Source organism: Legionella brunensis, assembly GCF_001467025.1.
Taxonomy (GTDB): domain Bacteria; phylum Pseudomonadota; class Gammaproteobacteria; order Legionellales; family Legionellaceae; genus Tatlockia; species Tatlockia brunensis.
The window spans coordinates 273,647-300,522 of the sequence record NZ_LNXV01000003.1 but is presented as its reverse complement, the minus strand read 5'-3'; the positions used below and the strand labels follow the sequence as shown (position 1 = coordinate 300,522).

Sequence of the window (26,876 nt, the reverse complement as noted above, 5' to 3'; positions counted from 1 at the left end):
CCTAAGCTTTAGTGATTATAGCAAACTTAACAAATCCTCCAGATAGTCAAAAATTTAACAAATCGTTAAGAGAAAGTAAAAATTTACTGCACAATACTTTGACTCAACGTATTGTGCACATGCTTACTTGTCTAGAGGATTAGGCAAAGTATCTGTCACTGACGAAAATGACTTTTTCTTCATGGAGTCAAAAGAAAACTCATCGACTTGAATAGCATCCCACCGCGCCCTTTCGACAGCAACTAAAGCATCCATTTCTTGTTGGGTTAATTCCCCCTTACTAACCTTAACCGCCAATTGCTCCTTTAACACACTAAATTTAACGCGTTTCAAATCGCCAATTTTCTTGTACAACCCACCATGCTTAATAAGAAGTTGTAAAGCCTCTTCCATTCTATCCACTGGTTGATTGGCATCGCCGCTGAGATAAATTAACTTCTTTATTCCATCTCGATAATGGTTATTAGACATCATTAATTGAGCCAATTGATGATCTAGGCGATCACTTGGATAACGCATGGTTTGCCCAAACGGGAAAGCAATTAAACGCACTAAAAGCCCGAGAGGTCTCGATGGAAAATTTTGACAAAAAGCTATCATCGCTTTTTGGGCATGATAAAAACAGTAACCTACAGCCCATTTCGCATGTAGCTTTTGATCCGCATGCACATCATTTTTTTGATAATGCCGTAGGGCTGCCATCGCCATGTAAAGATAAGACATGCCATCAGCTAATCTTGCTGATAAGCGTTCTTTGCGCTTTAGATCTCCGCCCAAATAAATCAAAGACAAATCAGCTAACCATGCGTAAGCATGACTCAAACGTGCCAAGCGCTGATATTCTCTTTTTAACTCATTGTCAGGAGCGGATATGAACAAACCACCCGTCCATGCGGAACAAACAGTTTTTGCAAAATTGCGCATGAAATAATTAATGTGTCGCCAAATTAACTGACGAAAAGCTAGCTTATCATCTTGCGAAACAGCATAGAATTCATCGCGAACAAAAGGATGGCATGCCATAGAGCCTTGCCCGAAAATGAGCAAGTTACGAGACATGATATTTGCCCCTTCAACTGTGATAGAAACAGGGACTCCCAGATAATAACTGGATAAGTAATTGCGGGGGCCCACCACTACTGAACGACCCGCGTGAATATCCATTGCATTATTAATCGTTATTCGTCCAAACTCGGTATTAAAGTATTTAGTAATAGCAGAAGCCACGGAAGGTTTTTTATGCTCATTAACGGCTGCAACTGTTAGTAGACGGGTAGCATTAGCTAAATAATTTATGCCCGCAATTTCGGCAAGTTTTTCTTCAATCCCCTCAAACTGACCGATTTCCACATTAAATTGTCGGCGAATTCTTGCAAATGCACCTGCTGTTAAGTAAGAAATTGATGAAGAAGCAGCACCCAGAGCTGGCAGAGAAATTGAACGCCCAATAGACAAGCACTCCACTAACATCTGCCAACCACGACCGGCATTTTTTTGGCCACCAATGATGGTAGTCAAAGGTACAAAAATATTCTTGCCACGAAGGGTGCCATTCATAAAAGGTTGCATCGCGGGTAAATGACGATTACCTATTTCCAGGTTTTCAGTATCGCGTGGGATGAGTAGGCAGGTAATTCCTTCCTCACCGACCCCATTTAGCAAACCATCGGGGTCTTTTAAATTAACGGCAAGCCCTATTAAAGTAGCCACCGGCGCCAAGGTTATCCAGCGTTTATCTAAAGTGATATTAAGACCTACAACAGTTTTATCAGCTACTTTCCTTTTCGTAACAATAGCCTCAGACTGAATAGACGTAGCATCGCTGCCAGCACCAGGCTCTGTCAATGCAAAGCAAGGGATATCAATACCTTTAGCAAGATTAGGCAAATACTGGGCTTTCTGTTCGTCAGTACCATAGTAATTGAGGAGCTCTCCTGGGCCTAAGGAGTTAGGTACCATCACAGTAACTGCAGCAACCCCAGAGCGGCTTGCAATTTTCATCACGACATCGGAATGAGCCCGCGCCGAAAATCCTTTGCCACCATATTCTTTAGGAATGACTAAACCAAAAAAACCTTTCTCTTTAATGAAGTTCCATACATTCTCAGGCAAATCACCAGCCTGACTGATTTGCCATTCATCAAGCATATCACATAGGGTTTGTGTTTCATTATTGATAAATGCTTGCTCTTCTTCAGTTAACTCTGTTGAGATACCAGCCAACCTATCCCAATTGGGCGAGCCAGTAAAGATATCTTGTTCCAGCCAAGTATCCCCGGCATTGAGTGCCTCTTCTTCTGTCTTTGACAGTTTTGGAATTGATTTGCCTACACGCGCAAATAGAAAATCACTAATGGAAAAACGAATGGATTCCACACGAATTACTAATACTGCCGCAATTACAACGAACCAAATAAGAATTGCAGGAAACCAATGCATACCGATAAAAAAGGTAGCTACCAGCAAATAAACAGCGCTGCCAATTTCCCAAATTAATGGGTGTAAATCGCGATAAAGCACTATTAGGGTAAATGCAAGATAAGCAAGAAATAAAATTGTAGCCATATCAATACCATCCTTTCCCTTTGATTGAGAATCCGCCAAATAATCAAGTATATACCTGTCTTCTATATTTTTGCGAGTAATGCCAACATGTGAAGCATAAAATTATCTTTAACTCGCTTTTTTACCCCTATTATCGCCTCTTAGCCAAAAAATTTTTTTTGTCCAAAAGATTACAAGATTCTTAATATTGGCTTAATTTAACTTCGCTATAATTTGCCCCCTTGGAAATTACAATGAGAACTTCATGGCTAAACCAACCCCCAATATCGACGCCGCAAGACAGTACATCTTTAACTGTCATGCTTTCGGTAACTACAGTTTTTATCCGGATGGATATGGCTCTCTCAATTCACACTCGGTCAAGATTTTGAAGAAAAACAACTGGAGAAGCAATTGGCACGATACAAAGCCCACATTAGAAATTGAGCAGTTAGTTAATGAAGGAATGTCACAGCAACACGCAGAACTGTGTTTGTTTTTAATTGAAAATCGCAAGCTATTTGATAGAGCCACCGCTTTTGGTGATGGTCGCGTTTGGGAAAATAACGCCGCAAGCAAATGGGAATCCGGCAACTTCATCGATCGATATTATGTGCTTGCTGAATGGACGTTTGGAGAAACCGCTTATCAGACTGCAACTATTAAAACAGCCGTAAAAGAATTACGCCAGATGAGGGAAGCTCATTTACCCGCACAGTATGAAGAATATCAGTACTATGGGCCCAATATTCCCTATAACTTTGAACAAACACTCGAGAATCTAGATAACCTTATCTCCAAAATAAAACCATATGAAGAATTAAAAGCCCATTTTAAAGACAATAAAAAAATAACGGATGTAATTAATCGATTAGAACAGGGGGCAAATAGCTACAACCCTTACTGGATAAATAGCAGTAAAAAACTAGACAGAATTATGAGCTGTTTATCGAAGAGCATTGACAAAGGCGAGAATATTAATGCGCTATTAAGCGATAAGGAAAGTGAACTGTCTAAAGCCATTGACATGAAGCGTATAACAGGCCTATTTTTTGAACCTAAAGAGAAGCAGACTAAATCAAGGGAAATTATTAATCACTTACCCCAAATTTAAACTTGACAATCCACAAGATAATTAATTCTTGCCCTGCTTACAACAAGGTTTTACCGTTGTGGGCAGCGCCACTTTGCCACCCTCTTGATAGCAAAAAAATAATAATAATCCGCTCTGTTCTTTTTTAGCTTGCTTTCATGATACGAATCATCTAGCGTTATTCTTTTTAATTATCACCTTTTCACCATGAATAAGCGTCTTATTTGGAATTTTGAAATTAACGATCAACCCCAATTAGTTCTAGACTCTCTTCCTCAGGGTGAAAAAGAAAGTATTAAATGGGAAGCCCGATATTTTTGGCCAGAGGACTCCATCATTATATTAAATGGCCTTGACAGTAGTTTTCTTAACTTAAGCAATTATGAAATTAAAAATCGGCAAGATTATTATTTATTACTTTCTGACTACGATTACAATATTAAGCAACGGCGAGATGAATTGCAGTACAAACCTCTGCTGCAAGAAATAGATAATATTCGCGGTTATGGAAAAAAAATTGATCTGAATCTATATACCTCGAATAGCTTGCCTGCAGCCCTACACTCAACCATAGGTTTATTGAGCCAATTGCAAGAAAAAGCGATAAAATTATCAGTCTCAAAGATTGCCTTGCTTTATAGATTTCAGACTACCCCGGCAATCAAGCTTGAACTTGCAAGGCTTAAAGTTCATGAGAAAATTTTTTTTAGTGTTTGTATCGAAGGACCCTCCCAATTGTTAGTGACACAAATCGCAAAATACTTGCTGCCTGACCAGATTTCTTGCGACTATGTTAGCTTTCTAAGACAACTTTTTACACCATGATTAAAACTTTGCTCGCAGTCATACTTAGCTTTGGCAAAATTGGCCTCATTTCCTTAGGTGGTGGCAATTCGATGTTAAAGTTACTTGAGTATGAAGCGGTTACCTATCGCCATTGGATTGGTGAAGAAGAATTTGTTCAAATGGTAGGTTCAACCTTTCTATTCCCCGGATTAACAGCGGTTAAATTATCAGCCTTAATCGGTTATAAGGCGGCCGGAATGATGGGTTTAATTTTGGCAGTAGCCTGTCTAAATTTGCCAGGACTAATCCTTGCGGTACTAGGTTATCAATTATTGAGTAGTCATAATGGGCCTATCACACGCAAAATTATGATAGCTGTTCAGTATGGCGCATTGGCTTTACTGGCAGCAGCCTCGTTTTCTGTGGCACAAGGGGTAGTCTCTATGTATTACTCCCTCCCCATAGTCCTTGCTTCTATCCTATTTTTTTTCGCTTTGACTTATTGGCAACTTTCTCCTTTTTGGGGCTTTATGGCATTCATAGGAATTTGTTTTTTTCTTGTTCGATAAGACAAGATACACTAGAATTTTTGACATTTGATAATAGGGTCTAACCTTATAACCGCTAGTGCTGGAGTTTAGCTTGAGTAATGACTTAGATAACCCGGAATATTACATTAATCGAGAGTTCACGGCTTTAGCCTTTAATGAGCGCGTACTGCAGCTTGCCAAAGACGAGCGTGTTCCCTTGCTCGAGCGTATGCGTTTTCTTTGCATTTGCAGTGGCAATCTTGATGAATTTTTTGAAATTCGAGTAGCGGGCCTAAAAGAGAAAATTGCCCTTTCTTCAAGAAAATTATATATCGACGGTTTACAAGCCAATGAAATTTTTACGCAACTGAGTAAAAAAGCACATTTACTTAGCGATGAGCTATACGATATATTCAATAAGCAATTGCTTCCTGCAATGAAAAAAGAAAATATCCAGTTTCTTGCTACGGAAGAGTGGTCAGATGACATCCATTTATGGGCAAAGCATTATTTTAAAAATGAGATCCTGCCCATTATCAGTCCTATAGCCCTTGATTTAGCTCATCCATTTCCTCGCCTATTTAATAAAAGTTTAAATTTCATTATCTCTTTACGCGGCAAAGACGCATTTGATCGTAATATTGATTATGCAGTCGTTCATGCTCCACGTTCTTTACCACGCTTAATTCACCTACCATCGGAACTTTGTGAAGAGGGTGGTGCTCATTTTGTTTATTTATCTTCCATCATCGAAACGCATGTGCATAGCCTATTTCCTGGTATGGAAATCAATGGTTGCTATTCTTTTCGTCTTACCCGAAATAGTGATTTGTTCCTTCGCGAAGAAGAAATTGAAGACCTAGCTGTTGCGGTACAACGCGAACTGTTCTCACGTCATTATGGTCACGTCGTGCGTCTTGAGGTGGATAAACGTTGTCCAACAAATATCGTCGATTTTTTACTACAAAAACACCATCTGCATCATGAAGATGCTTATCATTGTGATGGACCTGTCAATTTTCAACGGTACTTTAGCGTCATTAACCACATCGACCGACCTGATTTAAATTACCCGCCTCTCATTGTGCAATATCCTGAAATAGTCCATCAGAAACGAAATATATTTAATGCTCTTGATGAGCAAGACATTTTATTACACCACCCTTATCAAAGTTATGATGTGGTGATCGATTTAGTCCGCCAGGCCGCCGCCGACCCTAATGTATTAGCAATTAAACAAACACTCTATCGTACTCACTCTGAATCAGTCATGGTCAAAGCATTAGTGGAAGCAGCTCGCTCTGGAAAAGAAGTCACGGCAGTTGTGGAATTGCGTGCTCGGTTTGATGAGGAATCCAATTTAAAACTCGCGAATCGACTTCATGAGGCCGGGGTGCTCGTTTTATACGGTGTCATGGGCTATAAAACTCACGCAAAAATGACACTCGTTGTACGACGAGTACATGGCAAACTAAAACGCTATGCTCATTTAGGAACAGGTAATTATCATGAGCAAACAGCAAAGCGTTATACCGATTTTGGCTTATTAACCAGTGAGCCAACGATAACCTCTGATGTGCAAATTATCTTCCAACAGCTTACGGGACTTGGTAAGGCCGTTAAGCTCAAAGCGCTTTGTCACTCCCCCTTCACTTTGCAAAAAAATTTGCTTCAACTCATTGACGAATGTAGCCAAGCAGCTTTGATAGGTAAAGAGGCTGAGATTAATATTAAGGTGAATGGGCTGACAGACAAGACCATGATTAAAGCGCTTTATCGCGCTTCTCAAGCAGGAGTAAAAATTAATCTTTTTGTGCGTAGCGTATGTTGCCTTAAGCCCGGTATTCCGCAGGTTTCAGATAACATTCGAGTATTCTCTATTGTTGGCCGCTTTCTTGAGCATCATCGAGTTTATTATTTTCGCACGGAAGACAACGAGCGTTTCTATTGTGCAAGCGCGGATCTTATGGAGCGCAATTTATATAATCGCATCGAGATCATGTTCCCTATTCTTGATGAAGATCATCAAAAACGCATTAAACAAGAAATTTTTAAAAACTACCTTAAAGATAATTCCAACTCTTGGGAAATGCAGGCCGATGGTAGCTACAAGCCGATGACGACTGGAAGTTATAGTGCCCAAGAAAAACTACTCGACTTATATGCCAAAAATAGTGAGTGACATAACAGTTTAGATAATCTAAATCAGAAGTGTTTTTCCTTTTTTGCCAGGTTCTTCTCGAGCCAATCGCGGCACGAGATAACCAGGAAGTCGTGTTTGTAATTCGCGGTAAAGTGCCAAGGCTTTCTCTTCCTGCAAGTCAAAATGGGCGGCTCCACTGACTTTATCTAGAAGATGAAGGTAATAAGGTAACACACCACAGTTAAATAATTGCTCACTTAGCTCCACTAAGCTATTTACATCATCATTTACATCTTTTAATAACACCGACTGATTAAGTAAATGACAGTCTATTTGCCGCAATTTCCTACAAACCAACCTCACACCATCACTAAGCTCACGCGCATGATTGCTATGAATAACAATAACTTTGCGTAATCGAGACCATTGTAATAATTCTAATAATTCATCATCAATTCGTTCCGGAAGTACCACAGGTACTCTGGTATGGAAACGCAATGTCCGTACATGAGCAATCTTTTCTAATTGCTGCAAAAAATGACGTAAAACCAAGTTGGTTGCTAATAAAGGATCACCACCACTTAGAATCACTTCATGAACAGTCGTGTCCTCTCGAATATAATCTAGCACGGCCTCCCATCCTTCTCTGCCTGGATTGTTATCCTGGTAAGGGAAATGGCGTCTGAAACAATAACGGCAATTGACAGCGCAAATACCGGTTAGAGTGAGTAGGACTCGTCCTTGATATTTATGCATCAAACCTTGCTTATGGATTGAGGCATTTTCTGCCAGAGGATCAAGGACATAACCTTCAACGGAGCGTAGCTCCTCATTCACAGCCAGAACCTGCAACAAAAGAGGATCGCGCGGATTTCCTGGCTCCATCCGAGCAGCAAAGCCGCGAGGGACACGCGTTTTGAAAGACTTTTCAGCAGATTGATCACCTAAAGTCACAGGTAATGATAAAAATTCAAGTAATTCATTGACTGAAGTAAAACCTTGAGCCAGAATTTTTTGCCAACTCACAGAGTAATCTCGCATTAATTGTACAAAATTGGTAAACTGCGTGAACTCTAGCGAAATTGGAACAAAATCTCAACAGTGGAGCACTGATGGCTATCTACAGCACCAATGAATTTAAGAATGGTTTAAAAGTTATGGTTGATAATGCGCCTTGTAGCATTGTCGATTGTGAATTTGTTAAACCGGGGAAAGGTCAAGCATTTACCCGAGTAAAAATTCGCAACTTAAAAACAGGCCGCGTCGTTGAACGTACCTATAAATCCAACGAAACTTTACCGTCAGCGGATGTGGGTGACGTGGAGATGCAATATTTATATAACGATGGCGAACATTGGCATTTTATGGTTCCCGATACTTTCGAGCAGTATGCCGTAGGTCCAGAAGCAGTCGCTGATGCAGCTCAGTGGCTTAAAGAACAAGATCTTTGTATTGTTACCTTATGGAATAACGAAGCAATTCAAGTATTGCCACCCAACTTTGTCATCCTTGCCATTACCGAAACTGATCCTGGCCTTAAAGGTGACACCTCAGGTGGTGGCGGAAAACCAGCTACTCTTGAAACTGGTGCTGTTGTTCGCGTACCACTCTTTGTCCAAACGGGTGAACTCATTAAGGTGGACACTCGTAAAGGAGAATACGTTTCACGGGCTAAAGAATAAAACAAGGAGAGACCCATGCCTGCAATTAACTTTGACCATGCCTTTGAAGTTTTGCAGCTCACTCCTGGGGCTACTTTTGCTGAAATTAAGAATAAGTACCAGGAGTTAGTCTCTCCTAAACATCAAACCAGCTCTTACACCGGACAAAGCAACAATAGCAGAGATAATATTGTAGAGGCCTTCAATGATTTGCAGTTGTTGGTGAAACCTTATGAGGAGCTGGATAGCACTGAAAGACGAAGCCTCCTTAGCACATTAAATGAGATGCCTAGAGTACAACTACAGTTTTTCCTCAGACTCTATCCACATACTAGCTTTCGATTTTATTGGGACGGTAAAGCCTATCCTCAGTTATCAACCAATATTTGTACAAATAAAGCGACAGAGACCTTTTCTTCTATAGGAAATTTCTTTACATTCTTTACAAGTTGCCATCCCAGTGCTGGCAACAAACATTACGATAATGTAGAAGAATATGGCATTGAGCTGCCTTTGTGGCAGAAAAAAAATCAATAAATTATTTTTTTCTCTGGGCTGCATTTATCACGTATTCTAGTATTTCTACAGCGAGATCTTTGCCGATTGCCAACTCCATCCCTTTAAATCCCGGCGAAGAATTCGCTTCGCAAATTTTAAACCCTTGTTCGGCAAATAATAAATCGATCCCAGCAATTTCCAAATTAAATAACTGCGCACAATGTATTGCTAGTTGTTCAATTTCAGGAGTAACCAGATAAGGGGCGACCTCTCCCCCAAGAGAGTAATTCGCTTTAAAACTATTTTTAGCAGTTCGTTTCATGCAACCAACCACTTTCCCACCCAAAACAAAGACCCTCAGATCGCGTCCATAACTGGTGGCCACAAACTCTTGTAAAATCATTTGATGATTACCGCTATGAGTGGCAATTAACTCCATTAAATCCCTAAAACTAGTGGCCGACTCACAAAGATGAATACCAATTCCTCTGGCCCCTGAAATATTTTTAATGACCAAAGGAAAACCTATCTCACGTTCAACGACTGCAACCGGCACAGGAAATTTAACAAGCATCGTTTTAGGAAAGGGCAAATCACTTTGCGCAAACAATTGACTAAGGAGCATCTTATCCTTAACAGTTTCAATCGCGTTTGCATTATTACAGGTATGGACACCTGATTTTTCTAATTGACGAATAATGGCAAGTGCAAAATAGCTTGTTTCAGCCCCTAAACGAGGAAGTAAGAAATCCGGCAGCGATACCCGTGCACCATCGAGCAAGATACTCTTTTTATCTTCTCTGGTGACTACAAGCTCAAATTGCTCTGGCTTGTAAACTTCAAGCTCCACTTGCAAATGAGCTGCGGCTGATAACAGGTGATTAACACCATGATCATTTTCAGTTAGTTCATTTCGACTACGTTTGTAGAGAATCCAACCTTTCATCAGAAAGCCTTAAAAGTGTACATTTAAAATAGTAAGTTCGCTTGTTGATCAAAAATAAATCTTTAGTTAAAATTAGATTTTTTTCCCAGGCAATTCAAATGAAATTCTACTTTAATACCCCTGATCAAATAAATGGTGATCTTGCTTTTAATGCAGGAAATTATGAGGAGGCACTCGCCTACTACTTAAATGCCCTGGAAACATTAAATCGCCATGCAGCTTCTCAATCAAAACAGCTACACACTGATTTTTATGATGCCTTTGTTCACGTCTTGGCTGACATTCTTGCTACTAAAGCAGAACTTATTATAAATAAGGAAGATTTTGCAAATATTGAAGAAGAATGGCAACCTATTCCGGGTATGCTCCAAGAAATGGAAATAGTTTATCACGGGCAGCTCTCGTCAAAAACAAATATCGTTGTTAACGAAGAAACATTAAAAACCGCGTATTCAGCCCTTGCGGAAGCGTGTGAAATCATTAGTGATGAAATAATAGACATCATTGATAATGATGAAAATGGATCGGTTCAAAACCTGCCTTCCTCTCTAACACTATCAAAAGCCATCATGTGGATGCAGTCTTCTCTTATGTACTGTAAGAAGGCCAGTAAAGAGATCTCCCTTGCTTGCCATTTAGGCTATCTAAATCTGTTGGAACGACAATATAAGAGTGATTCTAATGGAGCAATAGTTGAACAAATGGCCCGCTATATTGAGGATGAACATCTCTTTCAAAAAACGATTACAGAGCCGCTGGAAAAATTGGAGTTGCTAAGTTATGCACTTCTTATCACAGTAACCAGAAAACAAGACTCTGCTTCTCTTATAAAAACATGTGAAGAAATACTTGACACTATAACCATTGAAGATGAAGAAAATCAAATAGTTACTGATTTGTTAGAACTTATAAAACTAGAGAGAAAAAATTCAACTATTCCTGAGTTTCCTATGGAAGCAAGGGATGACATGGTGGAATGTATTTATCCAGAGGAGGATGTTTTTCCTACAGCCAAAAAAGATTGTAAATTTCAAACAACTCTTGATGAACTCACATCTTCAGATGAGGCCATGGACCTCTCTTCTAATGTACCTCCTGCTGTATTAATGGTTGGCCCACCTATTGATATTTCTTCTTTAACCCCCGTACCAATGAGTTGTCCGACTCCAGAACAGCGACAGGTCATGAGTCCTTTGCAAGAAATGAGTCTTTTTAGCCAGGACTCCAGACTTCCCACATTTTCGACTATGATGCTGAATCCATTGGGGGAAAGTAACATTCCCTCATTCCATATTGAAGAAAAAAAGAGACAACAAGTAGGACTTCCCTCACAAGAGGGGCTATTCGCTCGTTCCCTATTCCCAACCCCCTCCCTGCAATCCTCAAGTTATTATAAAGCTTTTATAGCTGGATTTGAAAAGATCATATCTAATAATAATACTGCAGATCCCAAATACGTTGCTAATTTATTATCGCTGATTGCTGATTTCTTTCGCGAGTATCGAGCTACGGGTATTCCTAAACGAGACGCTATACTCATTGCTTTTGATCTCTATCAACATGTGCTCAAAATTTACTCAGGCCATACAATTGCAACTGAATATTCCTGCTATTTGTTAAGAAAACATAAAAAAATTCTGCGACCTTATGAGCATTTTGGTTCGCATGTTAGACCCGAAGTTAACAGTAGCAGAGATCCCAGATTACCTTTTGTCTCCAAAACATTCTTTAAAACAGCTGTAGAGGAAGTATTTGACCAAATGGATACCTTACTTGCCACTTCAACAGAGCATATCATTACCAACATTAAGGGGTTGTTAAGTTATGTTGGAGACAAGCTGGCAGAGGGAGCTATTACCAAAACTCCTCGTCCAGAAATTAGAGAAAAACTTTTTACAGCCTACAAAGCTCAATTAAATGATGAACTGAAACTTACACCCACATCAACCTATTCCTAAATTAAGGGTACCATCCGCAGATTACCATCTGCGGACATAACCATACCATGCTCTAGGATAACTATAGATGCCTCGATAACCACTCCAATAGCCACTACTCCAACCACTACCAGTATAATAACGGCTACCCCAATAAGGACGGTATCCATAATATCCTACAGAGTAAACATAATCATTTGTATAGCCAGGATAATAACTAGTGGAGGTTACATAACACCCCGTGAGAAACAACGAAGGAACAAACACAAATAAAGCAACAATTAACTTCTTCATAAAGCATATCCTTGCTCAAGTATTTGTTTTTTAATTATACGACACGATTATATATTATACAAAATTGACGTATTAAACTTCCTAACCATAACTTTTTTGCAGATATCATGAGGAACATAGGATTGAATTGAAAAATAACAGGTAACGACCACCTGTGTATCTGAGCCGCTAGAAAGTTCACGGTGGCGATCTATGACGCGCTTCAGGTTCCCTGAATTACACAGGTATACACACCACGCCTCAAAAACAATCTCCTATCTGATAAGTAAAACTGGTTCAGCCAGGCTCAGTCATCACCTATACGTTTATATTAGACCAAAAACTTCACTTTTTGGGCACTTTAAATTTACTGGCCATACGAATTTTTTATTAGGGTCTGTTTACAATTCGCTAGTTTGAGTCAAAAAGCATTGATAGTAGAATTGTAAATAGACCTATTTATCAGTCACGAAAATTTTCAAATTGTAATGGCAATTTAATGTCAGATTTCTTTAATAAAGCGATGGCATCTTGCAAGTCATCACGCTTTTTACCTGTAATGCGAATTTTATCCCCTTGAATCGAACTTTGAACCTTCAGTTTGCTATCTTTAATCAGTTTCACAATATCTTTTGCAGTGGGCTGATCGATTCCTTGCTTAAAAGTCATTGATAATGAAAAAGTTTTTCCGCTATGAATAGGCTCATCTTCTATATCAGCCCCACTTGCATCGACACCACGTTTCGTACAATGATTGCGAAATAAATCCTCTAACTGACGCACCTGAAAATCGGATTCAGCCTTTAGAGTAACCACCAAGTCATTAAGTCCAATACTTGATTCCACACCGCGAAAATCAAATCGCGTTCCCATTTCTCTTTCAGCATTCTCCACTGCATGACGCAATTCAACTTTATTAATTTCAGAAACAATATCAAAAGAAGGCATAAATCCTCATTAGCCAAGAAAATTGTAAGAAATATTGTAACTAAAAAAGCAGCACGAGGTATATATTAAATGATTGCAGCCATATTGCCCTTTTCTAGAACAAAAATTTAACAAGGAGACTCCTACCTACAACCATATACTGGAAAACAAAAGTTATCCGCGTGGAATATCTAAATCCGGGAGAATATCCGCAAAAGCAGTCTCTTCCTCATCAAAGCACTCTTCGGGATAGATTTCTTTCAGCTCTTGACGCATATTTGCTAAAATCTCGGCTAGAACTCCCTGTCCATCCGCTATTCTGCCGTAGAAACGATAAACTCGTTCATTTTCCATTATTGCCTTGTCGAGAGCTTTGAGAAATATTAGCGGACTATCAATATCCTGACCATCCAAACTCATAAACTGTAATTGAGTCAGCAAATTATTTGCAACTTCAATGCGTGCATCTTGCAAGCGGTTGTTATTGAAAAAGCCTCTGTCTATGGGTTCATAAACACAGATAAAATAATTTGATGAGCGTTGTGTTGTTTTTAATGCGGCACGACTGATTAAATATCCTTCTAACCTTAAGATTAGCGATTCTCTTACTTGTTCAAGCTGACACGCCGCCCCCACTGATTTTGAGAAATCTTGTAACAAGATAGGACTTATTTTTTCTTGCAATGTCAAGGAGAGTTCTTTGATGCAATGTAACGCAAATTTGGCAAGAAGAGGTTTATCCTTAGCTAAATCCGCGACAAGCATTAGACTCGCGATAACACCAGAAACTGTCTTAGCAGAACTAATAAGTGTTTTGGTATGGTTAAGGAAAACCTTATAAGCATCCTTTCTACTGGGGGACTCTAGAACCACACTCCCAAATGGATAAGAAGTTGACGGACTTGCTTCAAAAGCACCATTAAAATAACTTAATAAAACAATTAAAGTTTCTTTAATATGTATTAAATCTTTCGGAGTAGCATGAGCAAAATTATTAGACAATAGCTCATCGTTAGCAAGATAAATCGTCTTAAGATCAAGGTATTCTGTATTAAAATAGCAACCCAGAATACCTACGAGTTCATCGTATAAAGTATTCGCTGTTTCACTCCATTCATCCTCTAAACCAAGCATCGAGCTGACTAACTCTTGATCAAGTCTTTGCTCAAATTCATTTTGTGCACCTAATGCATCTTCAGCAAGTCCTCGACGTTCTAATTTTTCATTCATCAAGATTCGAATTGTTATTGCCTTACGAAATTGAAGTTTCTCCGTTTTGAAAAAACAAGTCATACTCTTACCTTGGCAACGCTGGGCTGAAATTTTTTTTATTTTATCACAGAGCCACATGACTTGCATAAAAATATCGCAGATTATACAAGACATAATCAGCTCGTTGAAACTATTCTTTATGCAATATTTTGTGAATTGGTGGGCTCTTGCAATGATACTGCGGATTCTCCTTAAGAATGATTTTGTAAAGGCTTAAGTTCAAAGCTGAGATCCCATCTCCCTGAGAATGGGAAGGATTAGCATTTCCTGACTTGCTATTTAATGCAACCACCGTAGTAATATTATTGCAAGCACTCCAAATATACATCACACGAAAACCTAATGTGCCACCCTCATAGACCCAAAACCTGTCTTGCAACTCCTCATCAAAATAATAACCCACCCCCAAACCAAAAGCTGTTGGCTCCTCATGACTTACCGTAGCGATAGGTTTGCCATTTTTCATCGAGACAACGCTTTGAAGCTTCGCCAACGCCTGACGGCGAGAGGAAGGCTCAAAAAGTTTCCCATGGTAGAGTAACTGTACCCAATTTATCACATCAACAGTATCTGCAATAATGGCCCCTGCAGCCCCTGCCCAAGATAAGCTATTGGCAGTGATATCCACAAACTCTTGATTGTCATCCAAGAAATATCCATGAGCCATTCTTGGCTGTAACTGTGCATGAAGCCTTTCACCGTTTTCACCAGCAGGATAGAAAATGTTTTGCAGATGATTGGGGGTAATGATATTTGCTTTTAGCTGCTGAGTTAACGACTGATTCGATACTTTCTCTATAATAAGACCGGCGAGAATATAGTTTGAATTTGAATAGTTATAGCGATTTGTTGCAGAGGCCTTTGGTTTTACTTCTTGCGCATAATTAAGGAGATCCTCAGACGACCATGTCATTTGAGGATTTTTTAGATATGCTTCATAAAAAACGTCGCTGTCTGTATAGCTTGGAATACCACTGGTCATATTGAGTAATTCTTTAATCGTGACAGCACCCCACTGAGGGTATTGAGGTAACCATTTTTCAAGAGGGTCATCAAGTGATAATTTACCTTGAGCATCCAATTGCAAAATTAGAGCAGCTATAAATGATTTGGTAATGCTGCCTATCTCAAATAAAGTGTCCTTCGTTATTTTTTTATCAAAAGGGGCATACCCTCTATCACCAGCAAAATAGCTGGTAATTTGGCCTTCTTCACTGCCTTTCATATCAGGCATAAATATGGAAGCCGCAATACCTGTGATATGTTCATCCGCTCCCTTACCAACCAAATAATCATTTAAAGTTGTCTGAATTTGTGCTGAGGTTTCTAAAGACAGCGGCTGTGCGATGACTATATTCGCTAATAGGGCATTAAATAGGAAGACTAACGTTAAGTTTTTCACGACTTACCTCAAAGGCTACTTTTTTATACTTGCAAATCTTGCTTTCGCTTGTGTAAAAGCTTCTTCAACCGATTTTTCCTTATAAATGGTAGTTAAATAGCGAATAAGGTTTCCCCACCGACTGGCATCAATAGTCTGTCCTGCGAATTCAAAATTGAGAAATGCGGTTGCTATGCTGATGTCCGCTAAGGAAAAACATCCGTCTATAAGGTAATTTTTATCAGCAACCTCCTGATCAAGAAATGCAAAAATCGGCGGTAATTGCTGTTCTAAAGCTAATTTCACAGCATTTAAATTAGGTTTGCGCCTTAGCAATGGTGCAAGAACCAGGTGAAAAAACACGGTAATTATTGCGGGAATTAACTGTGTATCAGCATACTCTTCGTACCATAAACATTGGGCAAAACCTTGCGGGCTTACTGGATAAATTGGAGCAACGGGATATTTCTTTTCAAGATATGCACAAATCACTGAAGAATCAGCAATCACAAAATTGTCTTCCTGAAAAATTGGAATTTTTCCCAAGGGATTTAATTTTAGCAATTTTTCGCGATGAGCAGGGATAAAAGGTGTTACTTCCTCAACTTGATATGCAATATCCTTTCTATTTAAAACGACTACAACTTTGCGTACAAAAGGTGATATTACTGAGCCATGGAGCATGTTAGTTATTGCCATTTTTTGGCCCCCTTATGATATCTTAACCACCATCAAATAAAAAATGAGTAACACACCGATGAATGCTGGCCATCCTAATATAAACCATATCCTATACAAACGATAATAATCTGCAGGAAGAGGCTGTTGATTAGCGATTGCCCACGCTATCAATTTTTGTAATTTTATCTGGATAAATACAACTGGGAGCCAACAAAGACCGACCAAAATATAAAGTAATAACGACGCGATTATCCAAAAACTCATCAATGAGAACCCCGCCAAATAGATCATCGCAAAACCTGTTATAGGCTGGATTAGAACTGCAGGTGTTGTAAAAATAAAATCAGCGATCACCACGTTTCTTGTCGTGCGCAATAAGTAGATTAAATCATCCTGCTTTTGGTTTGCCATAAACATATAGAATGCTGACCCCAAGCCCGTGCCAAAAAGCAAGGTGGAACTAACAATATGAATCAACTTAAGCCATAGATAAACCATCACTTCTCCAAACTTGCATCTTTATTGGTAAATCACTTATCTCAGCTAAATAGTCCGACAAACTAACTAAGGAAACACAAGGCAACGCACCTCTTAATTCTAATTGGCCATGCACCAATTGTTTAGCCAAGACAATGGCCGGCACTGTAGGGATATAAGGGCCGGCAGCCTCTTTGGCCAAAAGAAACCATTTGATTTCCAAGGGGTTACCGTGTAAATCATAACCCTTTATAAACATATGCATGCCGCTGTCATCACTACTTTGCCAATCAAAACAGTGGCCGATATTCGTTAAAAACCGAGTATGCTTAGGCAGAGACAGTGGTAAACCAAGTCTCACCAGCCACGACACTAACCACATCCCCCAATGTAACAAATTACTCTCCATACCCGCTGAAAAACTGATTTTTTTAAGGCCAAAACGTGGCGGCAAGAGATCCAGATCAGGCACGTCGCAAAGACTCATCCAGCGTTTGCCCATCTCAGGATAATTTATACTATGCAGCCCTTGCCAACCATAAAAATTTTGTTCCTCACCAAAAGGAGGTCGGCAAGGTTTGCCTAAATAAGTCAAGATTGCCTTAGCCGTGGCATAGCCTCGCGAAAATTTTTGTACCGTAGCTATGCCAAATTGGAGTGAGTTCATTCGCTGAAATTCTCCTCGAAAATGCTCAAGCACCGCAGAGGACAAACCGGGAACACTGCTTGCTCCACTTACGACAAGGACATTGTTCGCTTTCGCCGCTTTATCCAATAGGCCTATGCCCCCAACAAAATCTCGACCATCCGCTAAATCTAAATAATGCACACCACATTCAATACAATTTAATGCGACATGATAATCGGCCATTTGAAAAGGGCCACAAGTATTAATTACCACCGTAGGTTGCCAGTGAACTAATTGCGTTTTAATTTCTTGCGCAACATCAAGTGCTATCGCATTGATTAATACTTCGGGATATTGTTTGCAAAGTTCATCTCTGAATTGCTCAGCTTTACATAGACTACGACCAGCAATAATGACTGCTACATTAGCCTTACATAGGGAATGAGCAATGCGTTTACCAAAATTGCCATAGCCGCCTAATATTAACACTTGTTTTTGCATCGCTTACCTTCTAATGATTACCAGAGCTATTCATAACTTTAGAGAATTTAGATTACATAAAAAATACTAACTTTACTTTTATTAAAGAAAATATAATTTAATAGAAAATCCCTTTACTTAGCCCATTAAAAATACAATCTTTATAATTTATACATTGAAAGTCTAAATTTTTTTGACTATAAATCAAAAAGACAAGCTTAATTCAGCATATGCACAAGGAGGTAGGAAATGAAACTTCCTATTCAAGTGATATTTCGTAACATGGACCACTCACCTACCGCTGAAGAAAAAGCCCGCTCCCTTGCTGAAAAACTTGAACGCTATTTCGATAGAATAATGGGATGTCGCGTTGTCATCGAATCACCTCATCGACATCATAATAAGGGAAAACTCTACCATGTTCGTATTGATTTAACTGTGCCTGACGCAGAATTAGTAGCTAGTCGCGAACCTGCAGAACATCATGCTCATGAAGACGTTTATGTCGCGATTCGTGACGCATTTAATGCCATTAAAAGACAGCTGCAAGCCTATGTTGAACAACGGCGCGGACAAATAAAGCATCACGAGATGCCTCTTTATGGACAAATTCTTGAAGTGTGTCCATCAGCTAACTATGGTTATATTGAGACCCCTGATGGCCGCCAAATTCGTTTTAACAGTGAAAGTGTTGTTGACTATAACTTTGATAAACTTGAAATAGGAGACAGGGTTCGCTTTGCCGAGATAAGTAGGAATGCCGAGGAACCTGTTGCCAGTACCGTTTATGTTGAGAATATAACGCAACGTTAACTTGGTACGAGTTAACTGCAAACGCTGATGACTCGACTGCTGCAATGATAGGAGGGAATTATGCGCGTGGGTGAATTCTGTAATCGTGGCGTGGTGATGATTTATGCTGATGAATCAGTAAAAGTTGCCGCAGAACTCATGCGTTCACATCACGTTGGCGACGTCGTTTTGGTTGAAAAAAAACAAGGAAAGCCATTTCCCGTTGGGATTATCTCTGATCGCGATCTAGTTGTTGAAGTCATGGTTCCAGGATTGGCACCAGAGACACTTGCAGCTAGAGATATTGTTACCAGGTCTTTACTCATGGCACACGAAGAGGATAGTCTTTTCGACGCTCTTGATCTTATGCGTGAAAAAGGTATCCGTCGTCTGCCTGTTGTCGACGCTGATAGCGCCTTAATCGGTATTATTACCCTTGATGATATTACTGACCTGCTAGCTGAAATGTTGGGAAATGTTGCCAGAGTCTTTGAACGACAACGAGAACTTGAGGTTAAACATCGTCCTTAAGCCCTCTACAGAGCAGTAAAAAATTTGCTACAGGTAACGCGAGAGTTTCCAGTTTTGATAGCAACGAAAGAAACCCTCCAACAAAATTGCTCACCCTTAATCTTCAAGTATTAAGCCGAGAAACGTAGTCCCTCCCCAAGATGAGGTTTAGCGGTAAAATGCGTCATTATTCCGTTTTCAAACTCCATGAGCAATGTCTCATCAGGTTTGGCAAGCAGCAGCGATTCATTTTGGATCGCCACAAGCATTTCATCCGCCTTCTCTTTACCACATTCATGACTCAGTTTCTTATATAACTCATTATATTTGTCAAATTCCTCTTGATTTTTCATTGTGTTAACACCTGCAAACTCTAAAGCACCGTTAAAAGGAGGTTGAAGCCCGTAATGTTTTGCCAATGAATTTTCGAGCGGGTAGTTTTTAAAATGCTTACGTATGCCGATGTATAATTCAACACAATCATCTTTTCGATTAGCTACAAAAGTTAACTCACAGCAGTGCGCATCATTCATAGGAATCAATTTGTTGGCGAGGCCTTGCATAAGTCGAATACATGTTACTGCTTCAGCATAATTTTTAACATTGCGGTGCAAAGGGACAGTGAGTCGATAACATGCCCCCTCCCATTGCATTTTCTCTAATCGCAATTCGGGCATTTCAACAAGCACACTATTCGCTTTTGCTGCGAATAAAGGAATTGTATAAACCGCTTGCCCATTGTTTAAGAATTTCGTTTTGTCTAGAGCATAACAATGATAATGGCCCGGTACAGAAGCAGTATCCGAAGAGTTTTGAAAAACCGCATAAGATGATTTTAGAGAAGCTGCTATCAAAAACATATACTCAGCATGGCTATTTACATCCATGGGAAAAGTTGAGAATGAAGAAGACAAAGTTTTTACAAGATACCTAGAGTGATTATCGAGAGGCAATAGTCTCTTTTTTATGTTTACTTGTGGTGAAAACCCCTTTTTCTGCGGATAATGAAAGAAAAATGGTTTTTCCTCTATTGATGAAGTGGAGGCTCTCTTCCAGGTGGAGAGTACAGGATTCATTTTCTCAACAACATCTTGTATCCCTACATCTAATTTTGAAAACTCCGAAGGAAATCTTCCTGTTAGTAAGCGGAAATCAAGCATCTTACTAATTGAGCTCACTTGATTAATAACATTTTCTGTTTCACCCATCGAGATATTGCTAGGCGAAACAAACATAAATTGTCCCCCTACAATTTGAGAAGCGTTACTCTCGAATAGACACAGGTCTTGTACCTTGCCGTTTGGCAATTGTAGCGTGAAAGGAACTAAACGTTCTGGTGCATAAAACGAATCGTGATAATCAATAAATGTTTTATCCTGCATGAATTGATCAAGAATTGATTTGTTATGGTGGTAAAATAATAACGTTTCTTCGTCTAACTCTTTCCCCTCGAGATACGCTTGCCAGAGCTCCTCACTACCATCCATTGCCGTAATTAACGGATTAATTTGTCCGGAGACAGGATCAACATATTTTTTTTCAGGAGTTACGGTCGCCTTTTTATCATTAGGGAAATAAACAATGGTTTCCTTACCAGAGAGCAATTGCGCGGAGGTAAGATTAGAAGAAAATCGTCCGTAGTGGCCTGGCAACATAAATTTTGATTTAATTTCATCAAATGTAGTTTGTGCACAAAGATTTAGCGCCAATTCAAAATCAGAACCCTTTAAATTTTCCAAACCTTGTCTCAACTGCTTTAAGAATTGATTCCTACTAATAGGTAGGGTATTTGGGTGTTTTAACCGAGCCATCGCCTGTAAGAAATTTTTATTTTTTAAGGAAGATAAGCGTTCACAAGCATCACTTAAACTATCACCATAGTAAAGACTTTTTCCTACTAATTTAATCGCCTTTTTATTCCTTTCACACCAAGGCTGAAATAATTGTTGTGCAATACTCATTTCACGTTTTTTACTCTCCATGGACTCAATTCCAGGATAGCCGAATGTGATTAATAGTTTATCTATATATTGATAGGCTTCAGTTGCTATTGCTTGAGGTACCTGAAGCTTATCGACATACAATTTAAATAATAGCAACTCAACATCGGTTCTTGGTTTAACTACCCCTTTCGGTAATCTATCAATGGAGGAGTAGTTATTAATGTTATCAAGAATTTTTAATAACTGGCTGCGACTATCTAACGGCCCATCCAATAAACGAGAATAATGCTCTATTTTGGTCGCTATATTAGCTATCATTTTGACCTGCTCAACATCTAAGGGAGAGCTCTGCTCAAAACCCAGGTGTTGGCCGATGAGCATTGTACTAAATCCAAGTTGCTCTAAATCAAATAATGACATCGATAACAAATTGGCATGCTGGGATAGATCGCGAGCAATATTGACGACACACTCTCCAAATTCTTGCTCCAAGACTTCCGCACTTACCTCTGTATATTCAAGCGAATCATGAAGGAAAGCAGCGGATATTAGTTCAGTATCAGTAGAAAGTAGCTTTCTCACCACATCTCTAGCGAGCTCTACTGGGTGCCAAACAAAGTAGCGCGCAGGCTCTTCTGAGCGAAATTTATATTGAGTATGCTTTGGACGATTCACATGCAGATAATAAGCATACTCAAATGCTTTGCGCAGTTTTTTTTCTTCCAGAGATTGGTTAAGATCAATTTGAAGCTTGGCTTTTTCAGATATTATGCGATTGAAAAGACTCCACAACCGTCGTGGCTGATCACCATAATAAGCGGCTCCTAAAATCCCATCGTTGTCATCATCTTCTGCCCAATTAAAAAGGGTATCAACCCGTTTTTGAGGAATATTCTTCTTAAGGCAAAACTGGTTAAGCTCCACCTCCAGCCGCTCTTTAATTGCTCTGGCAAATCCTCCCATTAAAATGATCCTATCGGTATTGGTTAACGCAATTTCGCAGATTTCAGCACCAATATATTGCACAATTTCCCTAAATAATGGCTCAACAAAAGGGTCTTTTTGATTAATGGCCGCGCAAAGTAATTTATTATCAATGAATAAAGCACATGCCAGTGCTTTTAAACCCTCTAATTGCACGGAGTCAATACTATGAAGTTCCCCTAAAATATAAGCTTTCACATCTGCAATTCTTTGTTCATCGATATTTTTTTCACGAAGGATTTTATTAATATAAGTGTCATGAATAATTTTTTCTTTTTCCTCAAAGGACAAAGAATTTAATTTTTCTAAAGCACTTTTATAAAGTAATGACTCTTGAAAGAGCTCTCTATCAACATCAAACTTGACTGCCTCAATTGCTGTTCTTATCATTTGATGTAAAGAACCTCGGCCGGAAACATAAGGTTCCAAGTGTCCATACTCGCCACAATCACATTGCAAGCTATGTCGATGGTGAAATTTTTTCTTATGACCAATAGAAATAACGTCTTTATCTTGGTTTTGCTCACCAATATCGAAATAGGCAGCCCCAATTCCTGTACTCAACGTAAAAATACAAATATTACTAAGCTGGCTATAATGAGGATCAGTACCATATCGCCAGGCAGCAGCAATAACATCATTAATAAGTGTAAAACGCATATTTGGGATATTATCAGTTAGCATTTTTTGCAGAGGTACATTAGTAATTTCTCCCCAAAGTGAGGCAGACTTCAACACCACACCATTGTCTAAAGTTCCAGCAAAGGAAATAATAACTTGTTCTAGAGGTTCATAAGGAAATTGCTTTTTCGCGCGATCAATATAATCTTTTATTCCTTTAATAAGGGCATGCTGAATCTCCATTAGCGAGGCATGTGGCATTGATTTAATCGACGGTGTAGGAGAGCGGTCTTCGTATACAAGAGTGCCGTTCGAAAGGTAAACACCAGCGCGTAGATTTGTGCCGCCGATATCAAAGACAATAGAAGGTTGAGCTTGTGTATTGTTATATTCATCAAATATAACTTGTACTTTTGGATTATGTAGTTTGCAAAGCTCAAATTGTTCTTTCTGCTTGATTAAATAAGAAAATGCCTGTTGTAACTCCTCTAACCCGATGTCTCTTAGGAAGGTACCTTGGCCGACTTTTATTGGCGCAACAACAGCGGAATCCCCACCTTTATTGGCCTTAGAATCTTTCATTTTTTCTTCAATATAAACACCTTGATCAGCACCATACAGTTCATCCATGATGGGCAAGCCGATAGCATCCAATAATGTTAAGATTTTATCTAATTCTTTCTGAGGTAATAATCCTCGTTGGTAAGCTACAGTAGAAGCTACAGCCATTCCCAGAGATACCGCCTCACCGTGCAAAAGTCTGAATGCACTTTTATATTCAAAAATGTGCCCAATTTCATGGCCAAAATCAGCAAGTCTTTCTAGGGTCTTATCTTCATAGATGTTGGGTTGTAATTGATGGAGCATGCAATAAATAGCAGCAACAATAAGCTTCGAAGTCGTCTTATTAAATTTTTTATTTAAAAAATCTCGATAATATTCATTGAGGAGATAAAAAGATACCGGGTCTGTTACGATAAAAATCTTTATCATTTCAGCAAGACCGCTTTGTATATTACGTATATCCTCCGTCTTGATAAACTCTAAATCATAAAAAACAGCGCGTGGCTTATAAAAGGCGCCAAAATCATTTTTTGCATTTAAATTAATCCCTGTTTTAATTCCTATTGCTGCATCAATGACACCTAATAAGGTAGTAGGCACACGCACATATTCCACATCTAATAATGCAGCAGCGGCCCCTACAGTATCCAAAATAACCCCGCCCCCAAATGCCAGCAAAACACCTTGCTGATTATGTATGCCTGCTTCATGAGCTATACTAATAATTTTTTTAAGTGCTTCCTGGTTTTTATTTTCATCACCACCATCAAGTAATAAAATGCGGTAGGACTTTTGTTGTAATTGCCTATTTTTAGCGAGGTAAATATCAACCTTCTCTTTATGGGCCTCATAAAATTTTCGATCGATGACGATTAGTAGTTTCTTTTCCGTACAAGCCTCTACCAGAACACTATTATCCGGATTTAAAGCATCGCTAATTTCTTTTACTGTAAAACAATCAGCTAATTTTTCAGCAAGCGTTACATTTTCCAAACGTGATTGGTTAATACTTTGCTCTACAACGATAGTACTAGCTGGATAAAAAGGTAATACTCTTTCTGTAGCACTTGTAGTAATTCTTGGATTAAGCTTTAGAGCCTGCTCTAAATCAGCAATTGAAAGAGGGTAATATAAGCTGCTAGCTCCCCGCCTGAATGTTCTCGCGGTGACACCAACTATATTTTGGATTTCAACACCACCTACCGCAACAAATATGCCTCGTCGATTAAAATTTAGTTTTTTGGCTGCGGTTGACACTGCTACCATTTGTTTCCATGCATCCTCATCTTTTATCGTCGTATCAACTTCATAGAGAGTTATAGCGCTTTTCGTGTGCAATTTTATGTATGTTTCAATTTCATTCCGTTTTTGAGGGCATAACTTCTTATCTATGCAAATAAACAAATCTTGAGCATCACAAAATAAAGGTAAATTAAACTCATTTCCCTCTGTATTGATAATCTTTGTTTCAAGTGATTTGGGGATAATGAGACGTTGTTCAACACTTCCATTCCGAAAGACAGAAAGCTCTAAGCCATAAGAGTCGTCCGTCTCAATACTTTTCAAAATAATAGCGAGTTTATTGCCGTTTTGCTCATCTCTTTTGTTAATAAAGTTAAATTTAATGTGTTTGAAAGAACTGTTTTCCTGTAACTTCCTTTTTTCATCCTCAGTTAAAAATAAATAAACATCACAGGCGGCAACTCCAGGTAATGAAGCATAGCTATTTAATGCTTTTAAAATAAAATCAATAACAGGTATAACAGGCTTCTTTTTTATCATAAACATAATACTTAACTCTCTTCGTTTTAGGTTATATGATTTGATAACTCTAACTATTGGTTCCTTCTGAAAAATACAAATAAATGACAATATGTTTTGAATTTTAACGAAACACATGGCTATCATGATGTCATCTTTGTATAACGAAAGAATCTCTACATCACATTCCTGGTTGGCATAAATATACGATACTCAAGCACCAGAAATAACTTGAATGGTGAGGACAAATAAAATTCACGCTTTTCTTATATGGTTGCTTTAGGAAAATCCCCTACTTTAATTTTAAAGGGTTTAAAGATACTATAGCGAGCTTATTTTTCCTAATATTTTGGCTTAAATCGGAATAAAATGGATCCTATTGATGCTGTTATTTCCTGGGTTGATGGCTATGATCCTGATTATCAACAAAAATTGAAATCTTATTGTCTGCAGCTAGGCATCGAGCAAAATATTGCGGTAGAACCAACTCGTATTCAACAGTGCAATGAAATCCATTTTTGTCTTCAGGCTTTACACCGTTTTGCACCCTGGATTCGAACCATCTACATTATTACTAATCAGCAAACACCACCTGCTGTTACTGCCTTACAGGGCACAACTTTCGGCAATAAAATTAAAATTATTGATCAAAACGAACTATTGCTAGAATTTAATTCAACAACTCCCGTATTTAATAGCCTCAGTATTGAATGGTTAATTTGGAAAATTAAAGGTTTATCCAATCAATTTCTTTATTTAAATGATGATTTCTTTATAATACGCAACGTTACCCCTGATGATTTTTTTAGAAATAATCGCATGGTTCTACGTGGCGAGTGGAAAGTTCAAACCGAACAAAAATGGCGTCATAAAATCAAAAAAAATCTTCTTGGCCTAATAGGGCGTAAAGCTGAAAAGCCACAAAACAACCCCCACCGCTCTTGGCAAGAAAATAGTGCCTCATTAGCTGGATTAAATAAGAAATTTTACCTTTTACCCCATGCACCATTTCCCTTGATAAAAGAAACTTTCAATGACTATGTTATAGATAGACCAGAATTGTTTACAGAAAATATTCGCTTCCCATTTCGCCATCCCGATCAAGTATCAAGCATCCCGCTTATGGTTCACCTGGATATAAAAAACAATCGCGCACTCTATGATTCAAATCATCAAGCAATTATGGTTAACGGGGCTAGCCATTCATTCAAGAAAATTAAATCACGTTTAAATCTTGCGAAGAAAAGTGAGCATGTTACCTTCATCTGCATGCAAAGCATTGATCAAGCGTCTCCAGAAGTACGAGAATACATGGTAAATTGGTTGCAACAAAACATCGCCAACTAAACTAGATTTTGACTAAACTCACAGAAACCCATTTGAATTTTCAGTCAATTTTTCTCAATAATGGCTTGATTCTTATAATGCTATTTCCTCATAAAGT

Annotated in this window: 21 protein-coding genes; 10 read left to right on the top strand and 11 right to left on the bottom strand. The window is 38.8% G+C overall.

Annotation, left to right across the window (positions count from 1 at the left end; translation table 11 throughout):
- Positions 1–123: 123 nt before the first annotated feature.
- Entirely contained in the window at positions 124–2,565 is a 2,442-nt protein-coding gene (locus tag Lbru_RS01575) for an acyl-CoA dehydrogenase (protein ID WP_058440421.1), read from the bottom strand.
- Positions 2,566–2,809: 244 nt separating this feature from the next.
- Here Lbru_RS01575 and Lbru_RS01570 point away from each other — a divergent pair, with 244 nt between their 5' ends.
- The 4 genes from Lbru_RS01570 (at position 2,810) to ppk1 (ending at position 7,135) form a co-directional block, all read left to right on the top strand.
- Positions 2,810–3,658, top strand: coding sequence for a hypothetical protein (locus tag Lbru_RS01570; RefSeq protein WP_058440420.1), 849 nt, complete (start codon positions 2,810–2,812; stop codon positions 3,656–3,658).
- Positions 3,659–3,844: 186 nt separating this feature from the next.
- Entirely contained in the window at positions 3,845–4,462 is a 618-nt protein-coding gene (locus Lbru_RS01565; RefSeq protein ID WP_058440419.1) for a hypothetical protein, read from the top strand.
- Entirely contained in the window at positions 4,459–4,992 is a 534-nt protein-coding gene (locus tag Lbru_RS01560) for a chromate transporter (protein ID WP_058440418.1), read from the top strand. The genes Lbru_RS01565 and Lbru_RS01560 overlap by 4 nt, the downstream gene beginning before the upstream one ends.
- A gap of 73 nt (positions 4,993–5,065) precedes the next feature.
- Entirely contained in the window at positions 5,066–7,135 is a 2,070-nt protein-coding gene (ppk1, locus tag Lbru_RS01555) for a polyphosphate kinase 1 (RefSeq protein ID WP_162262378.1), read from the top strand.
- An 18-nt stretch (positions 7,136–7,153) separates the two neighbouring features.
- On the opposite strand, the gene epmB is transcribed toward ppk1, so the two are convergent.
- Positions 7,154–8,137 carry an EF-P beta-lysylation protein EpmB gene (epmB, locus tag Lbru_RS01550; protein WP_058440417.1) on the bottom strand — a complete coding sequence of 328 codons (984 nt, stop codon included), beginning with the start codon at positions 8,135–8,137 and terminating at the stop codon, positions 7,154–7,156.
- A 71-nt stretch (positions 8,138–8,208) separates the two neighbouring features.
- Between epmB and efp the strand changes: the two genes are divergently transcribed.
- Together efp and Lbru_RS01540 are read left to right on the top strand one after the other, a co-directional pair.
- Positions 8,209–8,778 (top strand): elongation factor P, encoded by a 570-nt coding sequence (gene efp, locus Lbru_RS01545; RefSeq protein ID WP_058440416.1) that lies wholly within the window; start codon positions 8,209–8,211, stop codon positions 8,776–8,778.
- 15 nt (positions 8,779–8,793) lie between these two features.
- Entirely contained in the window at positions 8,794–9,294 is a 501-nt protein-coding gene (locus Lbru_RS01540; protein WP_058440415.1) for a hypothetical protein, read from the top strand.
- A 1-nt stretch (position 9,295) separates the two neighbouring features.
- Here Lbru_RS01540 and Lbru_RS01535 read toward each other — a convergent pair whose 3' ends face one another.
- A complete protein-coding gene (locus Lbru_RS01535; RefSeq protein ID WP_058440414.1) occupies positions 9,296–10,201 on the bottom strand; it encodes an ATP-grasp domain-containing protein in 906 nt (301 codons plus the stop codon).
- A 98-nt stretch (positions 10,202–10,299) separates the two neighbouring features.
- On the opposite strand from Lbru_RS01535, the gene Lbru_RS01530 reads away from it, so the two are divergent.
- Positions 10,300–12,159, top strand: a complete 1,860-nt coding sequence (locus Lbru_RS01530) for a hypothetical protein (protein ID WP_058440413.1) — start codon at positions 10,300–10,302, stop codon at positions 12,157–12,159.
- 21 nt (positions 12,160–12,180) lie between these two features.
- On the opposite strand, the gene Lbru_RS16685 is transcribed toward Lbru_RS01530, so the two are convergent.
- The 7 genes from Lbru_RS16685 to Lbru_RS01500 form a co-directional block, all read right to left on the bottom strand.
- Positions 12,181–12,432, bottom strand: coding sequence for a hypothetical protein (locus Lbru_RS16685; protein ID WP_083500783.1), 252 nt, complete (start codon positions 12,430–12,432; stop codon positions 12,181–12,183).
- 441 nt (positions 12,433–12,873) lie between these two features.
- On the bottom strand, positions 12,874–13,359 hold the full coding sequence (locus Lbru_RS01525) for a YajQ family cyclic di-GMP-binding protein (RefSeq protein ID WP_058440412.1): 486 nt from the start codon (positions 13,357–13,359) through the stop codon (positions 12,874–12,876).
- A gap of 153 nt (positions 13,360–13,512) precedes the next feature.
- Positions 13,513–14,724: a hypothetical protein gene (locus Lbru_RS01520; protein WP_131793417.1), complete on the bottom strand. Its 1,212-nt coding sequence runs from the start codon at positions 14,722–14,724 to the stop codon at positions 13,513–13,515.
- Positions 14,725–14,740: 16 nt separating this feature from the next.
- Complete coding sequence (locus Lbru_RS01515; RefSeq protein ID WP_058440410.1) at positions 14,741–16,012, bottom strand: serine hydrolase domain-containing protein; 1,272 nt, start codon at positions 16,010–16,012, stop codon at positions 14,741–14,743.
- A 15-nt stretch (positions 16,013–16,027) separates the two neighbouring features.
- On the bottom strand, positions 16,028–16,690 hold the full coding sequence (locus Lbru_RS01510) for a glutathione S-transferase family protein (protein ID WP_058440409.1): 663 nt from the start codon (positions 16,688–16,690) through the stop codon (positions 16,028–16,030).
- 12 nt (positions 16,691–16,702) lie between these two features.
- Positions 16,703–17,170, bottom strand: coding sequence for a DUF2269 family protein (locus tag Lbru_RS01505; protein ID WP_058440408.1), 468 nt, complete (start codon positions 17,168–17,170; stop codon positions 16,703–16,705).
- A complete protein-coding gene (locus tag Lbru_RS01500) occupies positions 17,151–18,278 on the bottom strand; it encodes a saccharopine dehydrogenase family protein (RefSeq protein WP_058440407.1) in 1,128 nt (375 codons plus the stop codon). The genes Lbru_RS01505 and Lbru_RS01500 overlap by 20 nt, the downstream gene beginning before the upstream one ends.
- Before the next feature lie 228 nt (positions 18,279–18,506).
- Between Lbru_RS01500 and Lbru_RS01495 the strand changes: the two genes are divergently transcribed.
- Together Lbru_RS01495 and Lbru_RS01490 are read left to right on the top strand one after the other, a co-directional pair.
- The gene (locus Lbru_RS01495) at positions 18,507–19,070 is read left to right on the top strand and encodes an HPF/RaiA family ribosome-associated protein (RefSeq protein WP_058440406.1); all 564 of its coding nucleotides are present in this window, start codon (positions 18,507–18,509) and stop codon (positions 19,068–19,070) included.
- 60 nt (positions 19,071–19,130) lie between these two features.
- Positions 19,131–19,580 carry a CBS domain-containing protein gene (locus tag Lbru_RS01490; RefSeq protein ID WP_058440405.1) on the top strand — a complete coding sequence of 150 codons (450 nt, stop codon included), beginning with the start codon at positions 19,131–19,133 and terminating at the stop codon, positions 19,578–19,580.
- A 110-nt stretch (positions 19,581–19,690) separates the two neighbouring features.
- Here the strand turns inward: Lbru_RS01490 and Lbru_RS01485 are convergent, their stop codons facing one another.
- On the bottom strand, positions 19,691–25,453 hold the full coding sequence (locus tag Lbru_RS01485) for an ROK family protein (RefSeq protein WP_162262377.1): 5,763 nt from the start codon (positions 25,451–25,453) through the stop codon (positions 19,691–19,693).
- Positions 25,454–25,801: 348 nt separating this feature from the next.
- Here Lbru_RS01485 and Lbru_RS01480 point away from each other — a divergent pair, with 348 nt between their 5' ends.
- Positions 25,802–26,779, top strand: coding sequence for a Stealth CR1 domain-containing protein (locus Lbru_RS01480; protein WP_058440403.1), 978 nt, complete (start codon positions 25,802–25,804; stop codon positions 26,777–26,779).
- The last annotated feature ends 97 nt before the right edge of the window (positions 26,780–26,876 follow it).

Bases quoted from the DNA above. Each gene is read 5' to 3' on its own strand.
- Lbru_RS01575 (WP_058440421.1), bottom strand. From the start codon at position 2,565: ATGGCTACAATTTTATTTCTTGCTTATCTTGCATTTACCCTAATAGTG.
- Lbru_RS01570 (WP_058440420.1), top strand. From the start codon at position 2,810: ATGGCTAAACCAACCCCCAATATCGACGCCGCAAGACAGTACATCTTT.
- Lbru_RS01565 (WP_058440419.1), top strand. From the start codon at position 3,845: ATGAATAAGCGTCTTATTTGGAATTTTGAAATTAACGATCAACCCCAA.
- Lbru_RS01560 (WP_058440418.1), top strand. From the start codon at position 4,459: ATGATTAAAACTTTGCTCGCAGTCATACTTAGCTTTGGCAAAATTGGC.
- epmB (WP_058440417.1), bottom strand. From the start codon at position 8,137: ATGCGAGATTACTCTGTGAGTTGGCAAAAAATTCTGGCTCAAGGTTTT.
- efp (WP_058440416.1), top strand. From the start codon at position 8,209: ATGGCTATCTACAGCACCAATGAATTTAAGAATGGTTTAAAAGTTATG.
- Lbru_RS01540 (WP_058440415.1), top strand. From the start codon at position 8,794: ATGCCTGCAATTAACTTTGACCATGCCTTTGAAGTTTTGCAGCTCACT.
- Lbru_RS01535 (WP_058440414.1), bottom strand. From the start codon at position 10,201: ATGAAAGGTTGGATTCTCTACAAACGTAGTCGAAATGAACTAACTGAA.
- Lbru_RS01530 (WP_058440413.1), top strand. From the start codon at position 10,300: ATGAAATTCTACTTTAATACCCCTGATCAAATAAATGGTGATCTTGCT.
- Lbru_RS16685 (WP_083500783.1), bottom strand. From the start codon at position 12,432: ATGAAGAAGTTAATTGTTGCTTTATTTGTGTTTGTTCCTTCGTTGTTT.
- Lbru_RS01525 (WP_058440412.1), bottom strand. From the start codon at position 13,359: ATGCCTTCTTTTGATATTGTTTCTGAAATTAATAAAGTTGAATTGCGT.
- Lbru_RS01520 (WP_131793417.1), bottom strand. From the start codon at position 14,724: ATGTCTTGTATAATCTGCGATATTTTTATGCAAGTCATGTGGCTCTGT.
- Lbru_RS01510 (WP_058440409.1), bottom strand. From the start codon at position 16,690: ATGGCAATAACTAACATGCTCCATGGCTCAGTAATATCACCTTTTGTA.
- Lbru_RS01505 (WP_058440408.1), bottom strand. From the start codon at position 17,170: ATGGTTTATCTATGGCTTAAGTTGATTCATATTGTTAGTTCCACCTTG.
- Lbru_RS01500 (WP_058440407.1), bottom strand. From the start codon at position 18,278: ATGCAAAAACAAGTGTTAATATTAGGCGGCTATGGCAATTTTGGTAAA.
- Lbru_RS01495 (WP_058440406.1), top strand. From the start codon at position 18,507: ATGAAACTTCCTATTCAAGTGATATTTCGTAACATGGACCACTCACCT.
- Lbru_RS01490 (WP_058440405.1), top strand. From the start codon at position 19,131: ATGCGCGTGGGTGAATTCTGTAATCGTGGCGTGGTGATGATTTATGCT.
- Lbru_RS01485 (WP_162262377.1), bottom strand. From the start codon at position 25,453: ATGATAAAAAAGAAGCCTGTTATACCTGTTATTGATTTTATTTTAAAA.
- Lbru_RS01480 (WP_058440403.1), top strand. From the start codon at position 25,802: ATGGATCCTATTGATGCTGTTATTTCCTGGGTTGATGGCTATGATCCT.